Origin of the sequence: Nocardia sp. NPDC005745, assembly GCF_040630775.1 — a bacterium.
Taxonomy (GTDB): domain Bacteria; phylum Actinomycetota; class Actinomycetes; order Mycobacteriales; family Mycobacteriaceae; genus Nocardia.
The window spans coordinates 24746-40700 of sequence record NZ_JBEXYF010000044.1; the positions used below are offsets into that span (position 1 = coordinate 24746).

17 protein-coding genes are annotated in these 15955 nt (G+C 68.4%); 8 read left to right on the plus strand and 9 right to left on the minus strand.

The features are described 5' to 3' along the window. Nucleotides 1–29: 29 nt before the first annotated feature. The 4 genes from rpmB to rpsR are packed head-to-tail and all read left to right on the plus strand — an operon-like array spanning nt 30 to nt 1041. Nucleotides 30–266 (plus strand): 50S ribosomal protein L28, encoded by a 237-nt coding sequence (rpmB, locus tag ABZ420_RS32190; protein ID WP_063052922.1) that lies wholly within the window; start codon nt 30–32, stop codon nt 264–266. A gap of 10 nt (nt 267–276) precedes the next feature. Next, complete coding sequence (gene rpmG, locus ABZ420_RS32195; RefSeq protein WP_019049259.1) at nt 277–447, plus strand: 50S ribosomal protein L33; 171 nt, start codon at nt 277–279, stop codon at nt 445–447. Nucleotide 448: 1 nt separating this feature from the next. Next, entirely contained in the window at nt 449–754 is a 306-nt protein-coding gene (gene rpsN, locus ABZ420_RS32200; protein WP_357130838.1) for a 30S ribosomal protein S14, read from the plus strand. Nucleotides 755–786: 32 nt separating this feature from the next. Beyond that, nucleotides 787–1041: a 30S ribosomal protein S18 gene (rpsR, locus tag ABZ420_RS32205; protein ID WP_011211513.1), complete on the plus strand. Its 255-nt coding sequence runs from the start codon at nt 787–789 to the stop codon at nt 1039–1041. 88 nt (nt 1042–1129) lie between these two features. On the opposite strand, the gene ABZ420_RS32210 is transcribed toward rpsR, so the two are convergent. Next, nucleotides 1130–1714 (minus strand): LysM peptidoglycan-binding domain-containing protein, encoded by a 585-nt coding sequence (locus ABZ420_RS32210; protein WP_357130841.1) that lies wholly within the window; start codon nt 1712–1714, stop codon nt 1130–1132. Nucleotides 1715–1925: 211 nt separating this feature from the next. Here ABZ420_RS32210 and ABZ420_RS32215 point away from each other — a divergent pair, with 211 nt between their 5' ends. Continuing rightward, nucleotides 1926–2387, plus strand: coding sequence for a hypothetical protein (locus ABZ420_RS32215; protein ID WP_357130844.1), 462 nt, complete (start codon nt 1926–1928; stop codon nt 2385–2387). 176 nt (nt 2388–2563) lie between these two features. Here the strand turns inward: ABZ420_RS32215 and purH are convergent, their stop codons facing one another. From purH to sucC, 6 genes are all read right to left on the minus strand, one after another. Next, nucleotides 2564–4135, minus strand: coding sequence for a bifunctional phosphoribosylaminoimidazolecarboxamide formyltransferase/IMP cyclohydrolase (gene purH, locus ABZ420_RS32220; protein ID WP_357130847.1), 1572 nt, complete (start codon nt 4133–4135; stop codon nt 2564–2566). Beyond that, on the minus strand, nt 4132–4788 hold the full coding sequence (purN, locus tag ABZ420_RS32225; RefSeq protein WP_357130916.1) for a phosphoribosylglycinamide formyltransferase: 657 nt from the start codon (nt 4786–4788) through the stop codon (nt 4132–4134). The genes purH and purN overlap by 4 nt, the downstream gene beginning before the upstream one ends. A 57-nt stretch (nt 4789–4845) precedes the next feature. Next, complete coding sequence (locus ABZ420_RS32230; protein ID WP_357130850.1) at nt 4846–6330, minus strand: DUF6350 family protein; 1485 nt, start codon at nt 6328–6330, stop codon at nt 4846–4848. 90 nt (nt 6331–6420) lie between these two features. Further along, a complete protein-coding gene (locus ABZ420_RS32235) occupies nt 6421–7494 on the minus strand; it encodes a DUF5336 domain-containing protein (protein ID WP_357130853.1) in 1074 nt (357 codons plus the stop codon). A gap of 439 nt (nt 7495–7933) precedes the next feature. Next, on the minus strand, nt 7934–8848 hold the full coding sequence (gene sucD / locus ABZ420_RS32240) for a succinate--CoA ligase subunit alpha (protein ID WP_357130856.1): 915 nt from the start codon (nt 8846–8848) through the stop codon (nt 7934–7936). 25 nt (nt 8849–8873) lie between these two features. Continuing rightward, nucleotides 8874–10040, minus strand: a complete 1167-nt coding sequence (sucC, locus tag ABZ420_RS32245) for an ADP-forming succinate--CoA ligase subunit beta (protein ID WP_357130859.1) — start codon at nt 10038–10040, stop codon at nt 8874–8876. A 537-nt stretch (nt 10041–10577) separates the two neighbouring features. Between sucC and ABZ420_RS32250 the strand changes: the two genes are divergently transcribed. Next, complete coding sequence (locus ABZ420_RS32250) at nt 10578–11828, plus strand: M23 family metallopeptidase (RefSeq protein WP_357130862.1); 1251 nt, start codon at nt 10578–10580, stop codon at nt 11826–11828. A 266-nt stretch (nt 11829–12094) separates the two neighbouring features. Here ABZ420_RS32250 and ABZ420_RS32255 read toward each other — a convergent pair whose 3' ends face one another. Next, nucleotides 12095–13339 (minus strand): helix-turn-helix domain-containing protein, encoded by a 1245-nt coding sequence (locus ABZ420_RS32255; RefSeq protein ID WP_357130865.1) that lies wholly within the window; start codon nt 13337–13339, stop codon nt 12095–12097. 214 nt (nt 13340–13553) lie between these two features. Between ABZ420_RS32255 and ABZ420_RS32260 the strand changes: the two genes are divergently transcribed. Further along, nucleotides 13554–13868: a hypothetical protein gene (locus tag ABZ420_RS32260; RefSeq protein ID WP_357130868.1), complete on the plus strand. Its 315-nt coding sequence runs from the start codon at nt 13554–13556 to the stop codon at nt 13866–13868. Between the two features lie 69 nt (nt 13869–13937). Here the strand turns inward: ABZ420_RS32260 and ABZ420_RS32265 are convergent, their stop codons facing one another. Next, nucleotides 13938–15161, minus strand: coding sequence for a cytochrome P450 (locus tag ABZ420_RS32265; RefSeq protein WP_357130871.1), 1224 nt, complete (start codon nt 15159–15161; stop codon nt 13938–13940). A 151-nt stretch (nt 15162–15312) separates the two neighbouring features. On the opposite strand from ABZ420_RS32265, the gene ABZ420_RS32270 reads away from it, so the two are divergent. Then, complete coding sequence (locus ABZ420_RS32270) at nt 15313–15870, plus strand: helix-turn-helix domain-containing protein (RefSeq protein WP_357130874.1); 558 nt, start codon at nt 15313–15315, stop codon at nt 15868–15870. Nucleotides 15871–15955: the final 85 nt, after the last annotated feature.

Genomic DNA, 15955 nt, shown 5'->3' on the forward strand with positions numbered 1-15955 from the left:
ATGATTGTCATCTACTGGAGGGAGTCCGGATGTCGGCCCACTGCCAGGTCACCGGGCGCAAGCCCGGCTTCGGTAAGTCCGTGTCGCACTCGCACAAGCGGACCAGCCGCCGCTGGAACCCGAACGTCCAGCGCAAGACCTACTACCTGCCCAGCGAAGGCCGGCGCATCACGCTGACCGTCTCCGCAAAGGGCATCAAGACCATCGACCGGGACGGGATCGAGGCCGTGGTGGCCCGGCTCCGAGCCCGCGGCGACAAGATCTGAGGAGCGACCCATGGCGTCGAAATCGACCGACATCCGCCCGATCGTCAAGCTGAAGTCCACCGCGGGCACCGGCTACACCTACGTGACCCGCAAGAATCGCCGCAACGACCCGGACCGCCTGGTACTGCGCAAATACGACCCGGTGGTGCGCAAGCACGTCGACTTCCGCGAGGAGCGCTGAGATGGCCAAGAAGTCGAAGATCGCGCGTGATCAGCAGCGCAGGACGATCGTGGAGCGCTACGCGGCACGCCGCGCCGAACTGAAGGATCTCATCCGGAGGCCGGATACGCCGGAGTCCGAACGCGCGGCGGCCCAGGCAGAACTGCGGAGGCAGCCGCGCGATGCCAGTCCGGTACGATTGCGCAATCGGGACGCCGCCGACGGACGACCGCGCGGTCATCTCCGGAAGTTCGGACTCTCCCGTGTGCGTGTGCGCGAGATGGCCCACCGGGGCGAATTGCCCGGTGTGCGCAAATCGAGCTGGTAGACAACCACTGATCTCGAGAAGGAACTCGTCATATGGCAGTCAAGCGAGCACCGTCGAAGAAGGTCCGCGCCGAGCAGGCCCGCCGTCCGAAGAAGAACCCGCTCATCGCCGCCGGCATCGAGACGGTCGACTACAAAGACGTGAACCTGCTGCGTACGTTCATCTCCGATCGCGGCAAGATCCGCAGCCGCCGGGTCACCGGGCTCACCCCCCAGCAGCAGCGCCAGGTCGCTGTCGCGGTGAAGAACGCCCGTGAGATGGCCCTGCTGCCGTTCACCAGCCGGTAGGCGGACCGCGCGAGACGAGCGAAGCAGAAAGACCCCCGATGCGTGCGCACCGGGGGTCTTTGTCATGGCGGTTACCGGACCGGCCGGATCACGGGATGGTCACCACCTGGCCGGGGTTGATCGCGTCCGGGTTCGGGATGCCGCTGGCGTCCGCGATCTCCTGGTAGCGGTTTCCGTCGCCGTAGAAACGCTCGGCGATCGCCCACAGGGTGTCGCCCGGCTCGACGGTGTAGGTGCGCGGCTCGGGAGCCGGAGGCGGAGGCGGCACCTCCTCGGCGGCCGGAGCCGCGACCTGTTCGGGCTCCGGCGCCTGCTCCGGTTCCGGGGCGGGCAGCGGAGTGTCGGTGTGGGTGCCGGACGCCCACAGCGCGCCGCCGTCGGCGCCGTACAGCACGACGTTGCGATCGGCCTGCACGACGAGCCGATCGGCCGCCTGGCCGTTGGTCTCGGTCGCCCACGCGGCGCCGTCGCTCTTGTAGAGCACGAAGTTGCCGTCCTCCTGGAGCACGGCCCGCTCGACGCCCTGATCATGAGTTTGGGTGGCCCACACCACATTTCCGCCCGGCTCGGACAGCACTAGATTGCCGTCGTCCTGCAAAGTGAGGGTGTAGGCCCCGCCCTGGAGCGATTGCCCCCGCCCGAGTTCTTCGCCTACGCGCAGCGTGTCGACCACGATACTTCCTTTCCAGAAAAAGCTGGTAGAGCATCCGACATGGATGCGCACCACCACGTCCCGGCGCGCATCCCCGCAGAACTTACTGCCCCCGAATGGTTTTCGGAGCTGTTACGCGCGGGGTTCGCGGAACGTTCACTGTGGGGTTCGTCCCAGTGCGAACGCGCCCGCGGTGCGCTACGCGGCGCAACGCCGGGACTAGGGTGGCGGTATGGATCGGATCCAGGCCGGACGCGCCGCCACAGCTGTCGCCGTAGTACTCGCCTGCCTCGCCGTCGGGGGCTGCGGCGGCTCCGACGACGAGGGGGCGCCGCGGAGCACGAGCGCCACGTCGAGCGCAGCGCCGCAGACGCCGATCGAGGATCCACGCGGGAACCAGGGCAACGAGTTCACCGCCGATCCGGCCATCGTCGGCGCGCACCCGATCCCCTTCCAATCGTGGACTCGCTTGGCGGACAACAAGATAGCGGTGAACTTCGAAACCGGGTCGCCGGAATGCTACGGCGTGGACGCCACGGTCACCGAGTCCGGCTCTACGGTCACGGTCGAGCTGCGCTCGGGCAGCCGCGCCGAGGCGGTGGGCCGGATGTGCACGATGATCGCGGTCTTCGGCACCCTGGAGGTGCCGCTGAAAGAGCCGCTGGGCAACCGCACGGTGCTCAGCGCGGCCTAGGACGACGTGCGGCACGGCCGGGGACTCCGCGCCGCACGGATTCGCCTCCGCCTTCCCACACGGGAGGCCAGGTAGCTACCGGCTTGCGCCGATGTTCCACGGCCGCGTCATCTCCGCTGGAACGAAAACGCCGCGTCGGACCTTCGATCCGACGCGGCGTTCCAGGACTACCGATCTCAGTGGGCGAAGTGGCGGGCCCCGGTGAGATAGAGGGTGACGCCTGCCTCACGAGCGAGGTCGATGGTCTCCTGGTCGCGCACCGAACCACCGGGCTGCACGATGGCGCGGACACCGGCCTGGATGAGGGTCTGCGGACCGTCCGGGAACGGGAAGTAGGCGTCGGAGGCCGCCACCGAGCCCTTGGCACGGTCCCCGGCCCGCTGGACCGCGAGGCCGACCGCGTCCACGCGGTTGACCTGGCCCATCCCGACACCGACCGAAGCGCCCTCGTGCGCGAGCAGGATCGCGTTGGACTTCACGGCCCGGCAAGCGCGCCAGGCGAACGCCAGATCGGCGAGCGTTTCGGCGTCGGCGGCCTCGCCCGCGGCCAGGCTCCAGTTGGCCGGGTCGTCGCCCGGCGCGTCCAGCACGTCGCGCTGTTGCAGCAGGACGCCGCCGCTGATCGGCCGCAGCTCGGCGCCCGCGCGCCGCGGCGGCTCGGCGACGAGGATGCGCACGTTCTTCTTGCGCTGCAACACTTCCACCGCGCCGTCCGCGTAGGACGGCGCGACGATGACCTCGGTGAAGATCTCGGCGACCTGCTCGGCCATCTCCACGGTGACCTCACGGTTGGTGGCGATCACGCCGCCGAACGCGCTGACCGGGTCGCAGGCGTGCGCCTTGCGGTGCGCCTCGGCGATGTCGGCGCCGAGGGCGATGCCGCACGGGTTGGCGTGCTTGATGATCGCGACGGCCGGGGCCTCGTGGTCATGGGCGGCGCGCCAGGCCGCGTCGGCGTCGACGTAGTTGTTGTACGACATCTCCTTGCCGTGCAGCTGCCGCGCCTGCGCCAGTCCGAGGCTGCCGTCGCCGCTGGTGTACAGGGCGGCGGACTGATGCGGGTTCTCGCCGTAGCGCAGCACCGCCGACCGAGCCCAGGTGCCGCCGAGCCATTCGGGGAACCGGATCGCCGTGTCTTCGGCCGCGTCGCCCGTGGCCAGCGCGTTGGTCATCCAGCTCGCGACCGCCACGTCATAACTCGCGGTGTGCTGGAACGCCTTGGCCGCCAGGGCCGTGCGCTCGGCCAGCGTGAAACCGCCGGACTTCACCGCGGCCAGCACGTCGTCGTAGTCGCCGCTGTCGACGACCACCGCCACCGAGGGATGGTTCTTGGCCGCGGCGCGCACCATGGACGGGCCGCCGATATCGATCTGCTCCACGCACTCGTCGGGCGTCGCCCCGCTCGCCACGGTCTGGGTGAACGGGTAGAGGTTGACCACCACCAGCTGGAACGCCTCGACGCCGAGTTCGACGAGCTGGTCGACGTGCTCCTGCTTGCGCGAGTCCGCCAGGATGCCCGCGTGCACCCTCGGGTGCAGGGTCTTGACCCGGCCGTCCAGGGTCTCCGGGAACCCGGTCAGGTCCTCGACCTTGGTCACCGGGATGCCCGCGTCCGCGATCTTGCCCGCAGTGGAACCGGTCGAGACCAGCTCGATGCCCGCGGCGTGCAGACCGGTCGCGAGCTCCACGAGACCCGTCTTGTCGTAGACGCTCACCAGCGCCCTGCTGATCGGCTTGCGTTCACTCACCGGAGAACTCGCTCATCTGGGATAACTGCCTTTCGTCCGTCGGAGACAATGCCTCGCGTCGCGACGGCGGCGACGACCTCCGCCAGCAACCGTCGCTCGACAACCTTGATGCGCTCGTGCAGGGCGGCCTCGTCGTCACCCGGCAGCACCGGCACCGCCTCCTGCGCGAGAATCGGCCCGGTGTCCACGCCCTCGTCGACCAGATGCACGGTGCAGCCGGTGACCCGCGCGCCGTAGGCGAGCGCGTCACGCACGCCGTGCGCGCCGGGGAAGGCGGGCAGCAGGGCGGGATGGGTATTGATGATCCGGCCGCCGAACCGGTCCAGGAAGGCGGGACCGAGCAGCTTCATGAAACCCGCCGATACCACCAGATCCGGCTGGTGCGCGGCGACGGTCTCGGTGAGCTCCACATCCCACGCGGCACGGTCCGGAAAGTCCTTCAGCGCCACCCGGAAATGCGGTATGCCCACCGCGTCGGCGTGGGTGGTGGCGGCGCACAGCCGGTCGACGGCGACCGCGACGACCTTCGCCGGGTAGCCGGGTGCGGCCGTGGCGTCCAACAGGGCACGCAGCAGTGAGCCGGTGCCCGACGCCAGCACGACGACGGTGGCCGGCGTCGCTGCCGGCTTCCACGAGGCATGCGGGGACGTCAGCGCTCTACTCCCTGATCGATCGGATGGCGGATGGATGCGGCACCGCCGGGTTAGAGCCTAACGACCGTCCACCCGGTCACTGTCCGGCAGGTCCGCCTCGACCACTTCGGCGTCGACGATGTCCGATGTGGCGTGGTGGTGGTATCGGCCGCCGGACTCGATCGCGGGCGGATCGTCGACGAATTCGGCGTCCAGCGGGGCTTCCAACTCCGGCCGGTCGTAGTCGTCGTAGTAGTCGTCGTCCTCGTAGTAGTCGCCGTCGTCCGCTTCGTAATAGGCGTCGTCCTCGTCGAGGTAGTCGTCGTACGGATCGGTGTAGTCGCCCGGTGGAACGCCGACCGGTACGAGGAACCATCGCGCGAACGCCAGGCCCGCGTAGCCGGGAACGGCCAGCCAGGCGAACGTGATCAAGGGGAACACCGGCAGGTCCAGCCCGACGCGGCCGACCGCGCCGAGTTCGCCGCCGGCCACCGCACCGGCCAGCGTGAGCGCGAGCGCGGCGAGCCCGGCGGAGGTGAGCGTGGCCCACGGCGCGGTGATCCGGTCGGTGGAGGTGCGCGCGAGATCGAGCCCGCCGAGCACACCGACAGCGGCGGGAACCACCAGCAACACCGGCCACCATCCCGCCGCCGGACCGGTCGGCACGGCGGCCAGCAGTGGAAAGGCCGGGATGGGTCCGCCGACGACGGAGAACACCCCGAAGGACGCGGCGCCGATCTGCGCGCTGGAACCGACCAGCACACCGACGGTCTGGATCGCCAGGTTCGGCACGTACGCCAGCGAGAGCAGCGTCAGGCCGAGGACACCTCCGAAGTTGCCCGCCGACTGATACATCTCGCCCAGCCGGGAAATGTGCGCGAGGAACGAGATCACCACGACCGCCGTCGCGCAGCCCAGCAGGCGCAGGACCGAACGCCCCGCGCCGTAGAGACCGGATACCGCCCAATCGGGCAGGCGCAGCAGCGCGAACAGCTGTCGCCGGAGACGGACGGCGATACCGATGGCGGCGGCGAGCAGATACAGCGCCGCGACCCAGGCGAAGGCGGCGAGGGTGTTCGGCGGTTGCAGTGCGATGACACCGGAAGCGTCTTCGGTGACCGCGAGGCAGACGGAGGTGACCAGCAATGGACCGCCCACCGCGGCGCCCACGATCCATCCGAGATCCGCCCTGGTGGACTGCGGTTCCACGGCGCGCGCGCATTCCCGTGCGGCCAGCCAGACCAGCAGCGCGGTCGGCAACAGCGGAAGCAGTCCGAGCGAGGTCTTGCCGATCACCAGCGGAACCTGGTGCACGCCCAGCCAGGAGGCGGCGATCGCGCCGGAGGTGCCGTCCAGATCGCTACCGGAGGCCAGCAGCGTGACGAAAACGAGGACGACGAGGGCGGTCAGCCCGAAGGCCGAGGGGCGGCCCGCGACCGCGATGAGCACCCTGGACCGCTCGGGGGTGAGGGACAGAAACCCGTCTTCGTCCGCGTCCGGGGGCGGCTGCGACGCACGCGACCCGCCGATCCGGCGGGTCGAGGAGTTTCTGGAGGAGCTCATGGCAATTCAGCGTGGCATCCTCCCCGGCGCGAGCGGGTCAGGCGCGCCGCAGGCACGCGACCGCCGCGCCGGGGGGACGCCGCTGAGTTCCTACTTGTTGTTGTTGTCGTCCGACGAGGGACGGAACGCCTGGGTGGCATCCGAGGACGGATCGCCGCTCTGCTCGCCGCCGAACGGCTTGTTCTGCTGGCTCGGCTGCGCCTGCTGCTGGCCGTAGCCGGGCGTACCGTAGGGCGCCTGCTGACCGGACTGCTGCTGGCCGCCGAAGTGCTGGGTGGCGCTCTCGTCCGGGCGCGGCTGCGCGCCGTACGGCGAACCCGGCTGCTGCGACGCGCCGTAGGCCGTGGTCTGCTGGCTCTGCCCGTAGGGCGACTGCGGCTGGCCGTACGACTGACCCTGCTGGGCCTGACCGTAACCCGGCTGACTCTGCTGCTGCCCGTAGGGCGAGGGCTGCCCCGCCTGGGACGGGAACTGCGGCGGCGCGGCCTGAGCGCCGTAGCCCGCCTGACCGTACGGGCTGGCTCCGTAACCGGGCTGGCCCTGGCCGTAGGACTGCTGTCCCTGTCCGAACGACGGCTGCTGCTGGGCGTAGCCGCCCTGGCCGAATCCGCTCGGCGCGGTGGCCGGGCGCGGCGCGGGGGCCTTGAGGATGCCCGCGTCGAACAGCGCCGCGGCGATCGACACCGCCGCCTGCGCGAAGGCCAGCACGAGCAGGACGTACGCACCCGCCTTCAGCTCGCTGCCCTCACCGAAGTTGAACGACTGGAACAGCAGCGCGATGAAGCCCGCGGTCGAAGCCGCCGCGGCCGCGCCGATCCAGTTCTGCTTCGGCAGCAGCGACAGCGCGGCGAGCAGACCGCCCAGCAACAGCAGACCCAGCAGCGGCGTACCGGACGCCACCTCGAAGAAGTTGGCCGTTTCCGGTGCGCTGACCCTGCGGCCGCCGATATCGATGGGCTTGCTGCCGAGGAACGGCAGGAAGCCGAGCAGGAAGTTGATCACGCCGAGCGCGGCTACGCCGACCACCAGGAAGAACGGCAGACCTTTGGCATCGGAACCGGTAGCGCTCGAACCTGAAGTGGCACCACCCGTCGCCGGGCTCTGACTGGATGGCGCTGAGGGCTGGGGTGTGTTGTACCCGGAGCCCCCGGTCGGGTAGGACATGTCGTCGTCTCCTCAATCGAGTCGTACATGGTCTTCACGGCTGGATTACTTCTGACGCTACTGCACTGTCTCGCCCCGGTCACCCCTGCCGCGACGGCCGGAATGGGCGAGTCCGCCCGTATCCCGGCAGGTCGCGGCACATGTCCGGGCGCGAAGCACCTAGCGAGACCACCTACCGCTCCTTGAAACTGTTGCCCGCGATGGCACTTTTCACACCACGGGGGTTCTCAATAGCGGGGAATTTCCGGTGACAGGTCGATGAACCATCCATTCGGCTGCCTCGTGTGAACAGAGAAGGGGACGACGAAACCCCCGGCACATCGAACAGTTCCGCGCGTGGCGGGTCCGGATGCTCGGCTACTGCCCAGCCAGAGCCCGCCGCCACACATGACGAAGGCCGCCCCCCGAATTCGGAGGCGGCCTTCGTGCGCGGGGTAGATCAGGCGGTGATGCTGGCCTTCTCCAGGATCTCGCGAGCCAGCGCGGCGGTCTCGGACGGCGTCTTGCCGACCTTCACGCCCGCGGCCTCCAGCGCGTCCTTCTTCGCCTGGGCGGTGCCCGACGAGCCGGACACGATGGCGCCCGCGTGGCCCATCGTCTTGCCCTCGGGGGCGGTGAAGCCCGCCACGTAGCCGACGACCGGCTTGGTGACGTTGGCCTTGATGTAGGCCGCGGCCCGCTCCTCGGCGTCGCCGCCGATCTCGCCGATCATCACGATCAGCTTGGTCTCCGGGTCCTTCTCGAACGCCTCGATGGCGTCGATGTGGGTGGTGCCGATGACCGGGTCGCCGCCGATGCCGATGGAAGTCGAGAAGCCGAAGTCGCGCAGCTCGTACATCATCTGGTAGGTCAGGGTGCCGGACTTGGAGACCAGGCCGATCGGGCCCTTGCCGGTGATGTTGGCCGGGGTGATGCCGACCAGCGACTCGCCGGGAGTGATGATGCCGGGGCAGTTCGGGCCGATGATCCGGGTCTTGGCGCCCTTCTCCACGTTGTAGGCCCACGCGTAGGCGGTGTCCTGCACCGGGATGCCCTCGGTGATGACCACCAGCAGCGGGATCTCCGCGTCGATGGCCTCGATGATGGCGTCCTTGGCGAACTTCGGCGGCACGAACGCGATGGACACGTCGGCGCCGGTCTCCTTGATGGCCTCGGCGACGGTGCCGAACACCGGCAGCTCGACCGCGTTGCCGTCGGAGTCGGTGTGCGCGACGGTGGTGCCCGCCTTGCGCGCGTTCACACCGCCGACGATCTGGGTGCCCGCCTTCAGCATCAGCGCGGTGTGCTTGGTGCCCTCGCCGCCGGTGATGCCCTGGACGATGACCTTGGAATCCTTGTTCAGGAAGATAGACATTCTTTTCGTCCTTACTCGGCCGTCGTTATCGGGCGGCTGCCAGTTCGGCGGCCTTGTCGGCGCCTTCGTCCATTGTCTGCGCCAGCGTCACCAGCGGGTGCGCGGCATCGACGAGGATCTGGCGACCCTCGTCCACCCGGTTGCCGTCGAGGCGGACCACCAGCGGCTTGTTCGCGTTGTCGCCCAGGATCTCCAGCGCCTTCACGATGCCGTTGGCGACCGCGTCACACGCGGTGATGCCGCCGAACACGTTGACGAACACGCTCTTGACCTGGTCGTCGTTCAGGATGACGTCGAGACCGGCGGCCATCACCTCGGCCGAGGCGCCACCGCCGATGTCCAGGAAGTTGGCCGGCTTCACGCCGCCGTGGCCCTCGCCCGCGTAGGCGACGACGTCGAGGGTCGACATGACCAGACCCGCGCCGTTGCCGATGATGCCGACCTCACCGTCGAGCTTGACGTAGTTGAGGTCGTTCTCCTTGGCCTTGAGCTCGAGCGGGTCGGTCGCGTCCTTGTCCGCGAACGCCTCGTGCTCGGGGTGGCGGAATCCGGCGTTCTCGTCGAGGGTGACCTTGCCGTCCAGCGCGAGGATCTCGTCCTGCGGGGTGCGCACCAGCGGGTTGACCTCCACCAGGGTGGCGTCCTCGGCGACGAACACCTCCCACAGCTTCTGGATGGTCACGGCCGCGGCGTCCAGCACGTCGGCGGGCAGGTGGCCCTGCTCGGCGATCGAACGCGCGAACGCCAGGTCGACGCCCTTGACCGCGTCGACGGGAACCTTCGCCAGCCGCTCCGGCTTGGTGGCGGCGACCTCTTCGATCTCCATGCCGCCCTCGACCGAGCACATGGCCAGGTAGGTCCGGTTGGCGCGGTCCAGCAGGAAGGAGATGTAGTACTCCTCCGCGATGTCCTTGGCCTCGGCCACCAGGATCTTCTTGGTGATGTGACCCTTGATGTCCAGGCCGAGGATGTTCTGCGCGTGCGTCAGCGCGTCATCCGGGGTGGCGGCGTACTTCACGCCACCGGCCTTGCCGCGGCCACCGGCCTTCACCTGGGCCTTGATCATCACCGGCTTGCCGATTTCCGCCGCGATGGCGCGGGCGTCCTCGGCCGTGTCCGTGACGCGGCCCTCGGACGAAGGCACTCCGTGCTTAACGAAGAGCTCCTTCGCCTGATATTCGAAGAGATCCATGTACTCACCGTCTCGTCTGCGTTGTGATGACAACGTCTTTGTTGGCGGCCCGACGTCGGAAGCGGGTCGGGTCGGACTCTAATCAGTCACATGGAGGGCCAATCGGCCACGTTCATCCTAAGTGGCGCAGGTCACGGAGTTGTGCCCAGGGCGGCAAAACCGCTGGCCAACGCTACTCGCGAGTAGGTTGCTGGCACCGCGCCAGGTAGAGCGGGCGAACCCGGGAGCGAACCGCGATCTACTACGAATCGTCGTTGAACGACCTCTCCGGAGTGCCCATACAGCAGTGAGATATTCCGTGGGGTTAGGGTGATGAATCTCACATGTTTGTCACGGACCGTGCACACCGCTTGTGGGCACGACATCGTTTCGTTACCGTCATTGCGGTCGATGTCACAACACGGTCACGACTAGGAGGACGGCAAGCTTGACGCAGCACAGCACTCCGCAGACGGAGAGCCGCTCCGCATTCGACCGATCGACGCCGCTGGTCAAGCGGCATCCGAGTTCCATCCGCTTCACGATGTGGCACCGCCGATGAACCACAGCTCCACCTTCGCTTCCGATGATCGCTTGCGGTCGGGACATCGTTATCGCTCCGACGACGAGCCCTTCGCTCCGGCGGCCCGCCACGCAGGCCCCTCGTTCGACCAGCATCACGCCGGGTACGAGGCAGCGCCGCAGGCGGAATACGACTTCCGTCCCGCCGGTGGCGATTACGGCTTCGCGGCCGAGCCCGCTCACGATTCGGGCTACGACCAGCCGGCCTATGAGAACGCGGCCTACGACAACGCGTGGGACACCAACAGCGCGTGGTCGCAACAGAATTGGGCACAGCAGGACTCCTGGTCCGACGGCGCCGCCTGGAACTCCGGCGACGCGTGGGCCGAGCAGGAGCCCTGGACGCCCGACGAGACGTCCTGGGTGTCCGACACCGGCTGCTGGGCTCCCGAGGAATCCTGGGCGACCGAGACCCCCGAGCCCGAGGCCGACGAGGAGCCGAGCGCACCCGTCCTGCCGACCGTCATCCGAGGGGGCCGCTCCGCGAACAAGCGCGGTGGCGCACACCGGGTAGCGGCGCCGCCCGCAGCTCTCAAGGGTCGGGCCGCGGTCGCCGCCGTCGCCGCGGGCGCGGTCGTCGCGGCCGGGCAGGCCGCGTTCGCCTCGCCCGAACAGCCGTCGCAGGCGGTCGACTACGAAGCCGCGGGGCAGATCCACGAGATCGCCGCGCAGTCGATGAACATGGCCGATCCGACGGCCGCGCCGGACTCCCCCCAGGTGCTGAACGTCTCCTCGCCCGCCCACCTCGACCAGTTCAACGACATCCTGCAAAAGGGTCAGAAGTACGCCGAGGACCTCGCCGCCCAGGAGGCGTCGAAGCTTCGCCCGCTCTTCACCAAGTTCGCCGCGGGCACCTTCACCTCCGGCTTCGGCGCCCGCTGGGGTGTGCAGCATCTGGGCATCGACATCGCGGGCCCGATCGGTACCCCGATCTACGCCGTCGCCGACGGCACCGTGCTCGAAGCCGGTCCCGCGTCGGGCTTCGGCATGTGGGTCCGTCTGCTGCACGACGACGGCACCGTCACCATCTACGGCCACATCGACACCGCCACGGTGTCGCAGGGCCAGCGCGTACTCGCCGGAGACCAGATCGCCACCATCGGCAACCGCGGCTTCTCCACCGGCCCGCACTGCCACTTCGAGGTCTGGCTGAACGGCGTCGACAAGGTCGACCCGCTGCCCTGGCTGGCGACCCGCGGCATCAGCCTCGGCCCGCAGCGCGACTGAACGGCACGTCCAGCCTCCGAACTGCGGCCGGATCGGGTAGCCGGCTCCTCGGGCATCAGGCTGATGCGGTGACGACAGCAATCGGAGCAGCATGCGGCGGAACCGGTGCCAGTCCGATGTCCACGGCGGGAACCCGCTCGCATATCACCGGCGGGCCTTGACGAAGCCTCACGTCTGAATCCTCAGCAGCTAGGCAACTGATCGGGCAGTCCGTCAACCGCCGCGTGCGCGGGAAACATGGTTGTAGTACCGCGCGAGACAGCACCTCACAGGACGGGGGTGTCGGCCGGGGCGGTGTCGGTGAATAGTTCGGGGGCGTTGCGGCGGATCTTGCGCAAGGCGGCGGTGGTGCGTGCGGAGTTGACGGCGTGCAGGGCAGGTAAGGCGGTACGCCATATGTCGGCGGCTTCCGTGTGCCTGCCGATTTTCCAGCGGAGTAGGCCGGTTTCGGCTGCGCTGAGCGCCCAAACGCGGGCGTGTGTCTCGGGATTCCAGATGCTGGTGCCCAGTTCGTAATGGCGTTCGGCATTGGCGAGATCACCCAGAGAGAGAAAAGTTTTCGCGGCTTGGTCGACAACCGTGCCCTTGTTGGGGCACCACATCGACACCCAACGCGGTTGTTCGCTGGTCAGCTCGGGAGTTATGTGCGGTTCGGCGGTCCGCAGGGTGGCCAGCGCCTTCTTGTGGTCGCCGTTTTCGGCATGACAGCGGGCAACCGCGATCGTGAGCAACGCTGTCGCATCCGGTCCGAACCGGCCTCGTCCCCGGGCTACGGCCGCTTCCGCGAGTGCGGCACTGAATCTCGGTTGGCCGATGTCGGTTCCTTGCATGGCGAGGATGCGCAAGACCCAGGCGTCCTGACCCGGCACCTGACTTTCCTGCGCGAGCCGCAGCGCCGAGAGGAAATACCGCTGCGCGATGCCGTCCTCCCCCGCGTCGTGCGCTTTGAAACCCGCCAGATACGCCAGCTCGGCGGCGGCGCTGAACGCGGCGGAGCGGACCGTCGAATCGGCGAACCGTGAACGCAGCAGTGACGCGACATCGGTGCTCAGGAATTCGGCGACAGCGGTCCGGCCGATGCCGCCGCCCTTGACTTCGTCCAAGCGCAAGAAAGCGTCCGTGATCCCCTGCACGGCGCGCACTTCCGGCATTCCGACGCGCGCCGAGTCGTCGGCTCGCACCAAGCGGGCCATGTCCGACTGCGACACGAGCGCGGTCGCCGAAAGCGCCGCGCTGCAGGCGGACGTGCGCAGGAACGACCGCCGGTCCACATCCGCTCGGCCCAACATACTGACCAGTGTGACAGGGTCGCATGTCACTTCGCCGCACGCGCGCGTGTAGGCCGCGACCACGTCGGCGGAAGCGACGCGTGTTCCCGTCTCCACATGGCCGAGGTAGCTGCGCGAGAACGGTATTCGCGCCGCCAGTTCGGCCAGTGAGAGCCCCGCCGCCTGCCTGGCGGCTCGCAAACGTTCCCCGATGTCAGGAGGCAACCCCCCGTCCGTCCCCATGGGTGAATCGTAGGCGGATCGGTAGACGTGCTGTAGCCGTTTTACCAGTCCAGAGCGATGTTTTCCGCGCGAGGCCTGCATCCGCACCCACCCGGCGGGCGCGTCCGCTCCCGTCTGGAACGGACGCACCGCGAGCCGTGAGCGGCCCCCAGTGATCACACCCCGCCGGGTGGCGTGCGTCCAGAGGACGAGCGACGAAGCAGGGGTGATCGTGATGGGGTTCAACTGGTGGCGAGACGCCGAGCCGGACGACATGTCGGCGCAAGCGATCATCGACCGGATAGCCGCCGAGTGGCGTGCCGAGCGCGAACGCGAACGGCTTCGCACCGAGCGGCCCGACTCCGGGCTGTGGCCTACCGGCTGGCCGCATGAAGCTCCCGAGCACCCGCTGAGCGTTTCCGAAGCGCACCAGACGATGCAGCGGCACAGGGAATGCCGGGCGGACCAGTGCCCGCGTAAGGTGGCGGCCCGGCAGACGCTCATCGACGCCGGGCGCATGAAGCCGGACACCTCACGGGAGGAGCGCTGAACGCGTTGCTCGGTCCCAGGACTCATTACCGCCGTCGCCTCGGACACCCGGACGGTGACGTGGCCCCGATCAGTTCCGCACGCGTACCGGCACGTTGGTCCAGCCCGCGACGCTGGTTTGCGTCGCCTTCCGCAAACCCGCTCTGTCCACCTCGTATTCGGGCATGAAGTCGAGCATCGCGTCCAAGGCGATCCGGCCTTCCAAGCGTGCGAGGGCGGCGCCGAGGCAGCTGTGGATGCCGTAACCGAAGCCGAGGTTGTGGCCGGAGTGCGGGCGGTCGATGTCGAAGCGGTCGGCGTCGGGGAATGCCCGCTCGTCGCGGTTCGCGGAGGCGAGCAACATGAGTACGGGGCTGTGTCGCGGGATGGTCCGGCCGTGCAGGTGGACCGCACGCAGGGTGTAGCGCAGGTCGTATTGCACAGGCCCTTGATAGCGCAGCAGTTCCTCGAAGGCCCCGGGGATCTTCGACCGGTTGCGGCGCAGGTCCCGCCATTGCTCGGGGTGGTCGGCGAAGATCACCGCGGCGTTGCCCAACAGTTTCGCCACGGTCTCCGCTCCGGCGCCGGCCAGCAGGGAGGCGAAGCCGAGGATCTCGCGATCGGTGAGCCGGGTGGGAGTGCCGTCTTCGCGCTCCACCTCCACTTCGGTGAGCCGGCTGATCATGTCGTCTCGGGGACGGGCCCGGCGTTCCAGGATGAGCTGGTGATAGAACTGCGCGGTCGCCTCCAGCGCCAGCCGCGCTTCCGGTGTCGGCCCGGCATATCCGGTCTTGCGTTCCATCGGCGCTGCCAGCCACCGGCGCAGCTGCTGCCGGTGTTCGGGCGGGACGCCGAGCATCGTGGTGATGACTTCGATCGGGAAGAGCGCCGAGAAGTCTTCGACCAGGTCGAACCGTTCCGGATCGAGTTGTTCGACGAAGCGGTGGACGGTTTCGCGGACCATCGGTTCCAGTCCGGCGATGGCGCGCGGGGTGAACACCTTGCTCACCAACTTGCGCATCCGGGTGTGGCCCGGCGGGTCCATCATGATGATCATCGGTATCGCCTCGTCCGGCGGATCCGGATCGAGAACCATCTCGAGGGTGATCCCCCGCGCCGACGAGTACGTCTGGAAGTCCTTCATCGCCGGTGCGACGTCTTCGTAGCGCGACAACGCCCAGAAGCCGTAGGCCGGGTTGTGGTAGACGGGGGCGTCGTCGCGCAGCCGCCGGAAGGTCCGGTCCGGGTCGGTGAGGAATTTTTCGGAATAAGGGTCGAAATCGATGGTGTCGTCCGGGACAAGTGTGTCTGTCATCGGTATCTCTACTGTTCCGGGAAGGGTCCGCGGGCGCACCGAGTTCGCCGGCCGAGTGCCCGGGATTCGGTGCGGGAGCGGATGATTCGAGTACCGGAAGCTCCGGCACGATTCGATGTTACAGTTTTTACGAAACTTGTAAAGGATGTAAATGGATTCGGATTCCGAGAGCAGCTCGGACACGACGACCCGAACGCGGATCCTGCGGGCGACCTTCGAGGTGCTCGGCCGCCGAGGGCACAGCAAGCTGAGCCTGTCGGATGTCGCCGCCCAGGCCAAAGTGTCGCGGCCGACGCTGTATCGCCTGTTCTCCTCGAAAGAGGAACTCCTCGCCGCGTTCGGCGCCTATGAACAGCGCAACATCGAGGACGGGCTGCGCGCGGCGACCGAGGGACGGACCGGCCGCGACCGGCTGGACGCCGTTCTCCAGTTCATCGTCGAGTTCCAGGATTCGTATTCGCTGAGCCACTTGGTGGACGTCGAGCCGGATCACGTGCTGTCGCAGATCGCGCGGGTGCTGCCGATCATGCGCGCGGTCATCCAGCCGATGGTGGAGGGCGACGACGCGGAGATCGTCGCGGCCACGATCGTGCGGCTGGCCATATCGCACTATCTCGTCGCAGGCGACGACAGGGCGGCCTTCCTCGCCCAGCTCCGTCATGCGGCGGGGATCGGCGCGTACGACCGGCCGGCACCGGCCGGTCGATGAGGTCGCCCGCACCTCGCGGCGCTGTTGGGTAGTGGGCTGTTGGGAAGGCCAGGCGCCTGCTGGCGATTCGGGGTTTCGCCGGCCT

Coding starts and splice junctions, on each gene's coding strand:
- rpmB (WP_063052922.1), top strand. CDS start 30: ATGTCGGCCCACTGCCAGGTCACCGGGCGCAAGCCCGGCTTCGGTAAG.
- rpmG (WP_019049259.1), top strand. CDS start 277: ATGGCGTCGAAATCGACCGACATCCGCCCGATCGTCAAGCTGAAGTCC.
- rpsN (WP_357130838.1), top strand. CDS start 449: ATGGCCAAGAAGTCGAAGATCGCGCGTGATCAGCAGCGCAGGACGATC.
- rpsR (WP_011211513.1), top strand. CDS start 787: ATGGCAGTCAAGCGAGCACCGTCGAAGAAGGTCCGCGCCGAGCAGGCC.
- ABZ420_RS32215 (WP_357130844.1), top strand. CDS start 1,926: ATGGATCGGATCCAGGCCGGACGCGCCGCCACAGCTGTCGCCGTAGTA.
- ABZ420_RS32230 (WP_357130850.1), bottom strand. CDS start 6,330: ATGAGCTCCTCCAGAAACTCCTCGACCCGCCGGATCGGCGGGTCGCGT.
- ABZ420_RS32235 (WP_357130853.1), bottom strand. CDS start 7,494: ATGTCCTACCCGACCGGGGGCTCCGGGTACAACACACCCCAGCCCTCA.
- sucD (WP_357130856.1), bottom strand. CDS start 8,848: ATGTCTATCTTCCTGAACAAGGATTCCAAGGTCATCGTCCAGGGCATC.
- sucC (WP_357130859.1), bottom strand. CDS start 10,040: ATGGATCTCTTCGAATATCAGGCGAAGGAGCTCTTCGTTAAGCACGGA.
- ABZ420_RS32250 (WP_357130862.1), top strand. CDS start 10,578: ATGAACCACAGCTCCACCTTCGCTTCCGATGATCGCTTGCGGTCGGGA.
- ABZ420_RS32255 (WP_357130865.1), bottom strand. CDS start 13,339: ATGGGGACGGACGGGGGGTTGCCTCCTGACATCGGGGAACGTTTGCGA.
- ABZ420_RS32260 (WP_357130868.1), top strand. CDS start 13,554: ATGGGGTTCAACTGGTGGCGAGACGCCGAGCCGGACGACATGTCGGCG.
- ABZ420_RS32265 (WP_357130871.1), bottom strand. CDS start 15,161: ATGACAGACACACTTGTCCCGGACGACACCATCGATTTCGACCCTTAT.
- ABZ420_RS32270 (WP_357130874.1), top strand. CDS start 15,313: ATGGATTCGGATTCCGAGAGCAGCTCGGACACGACGACCCGAACGCGG.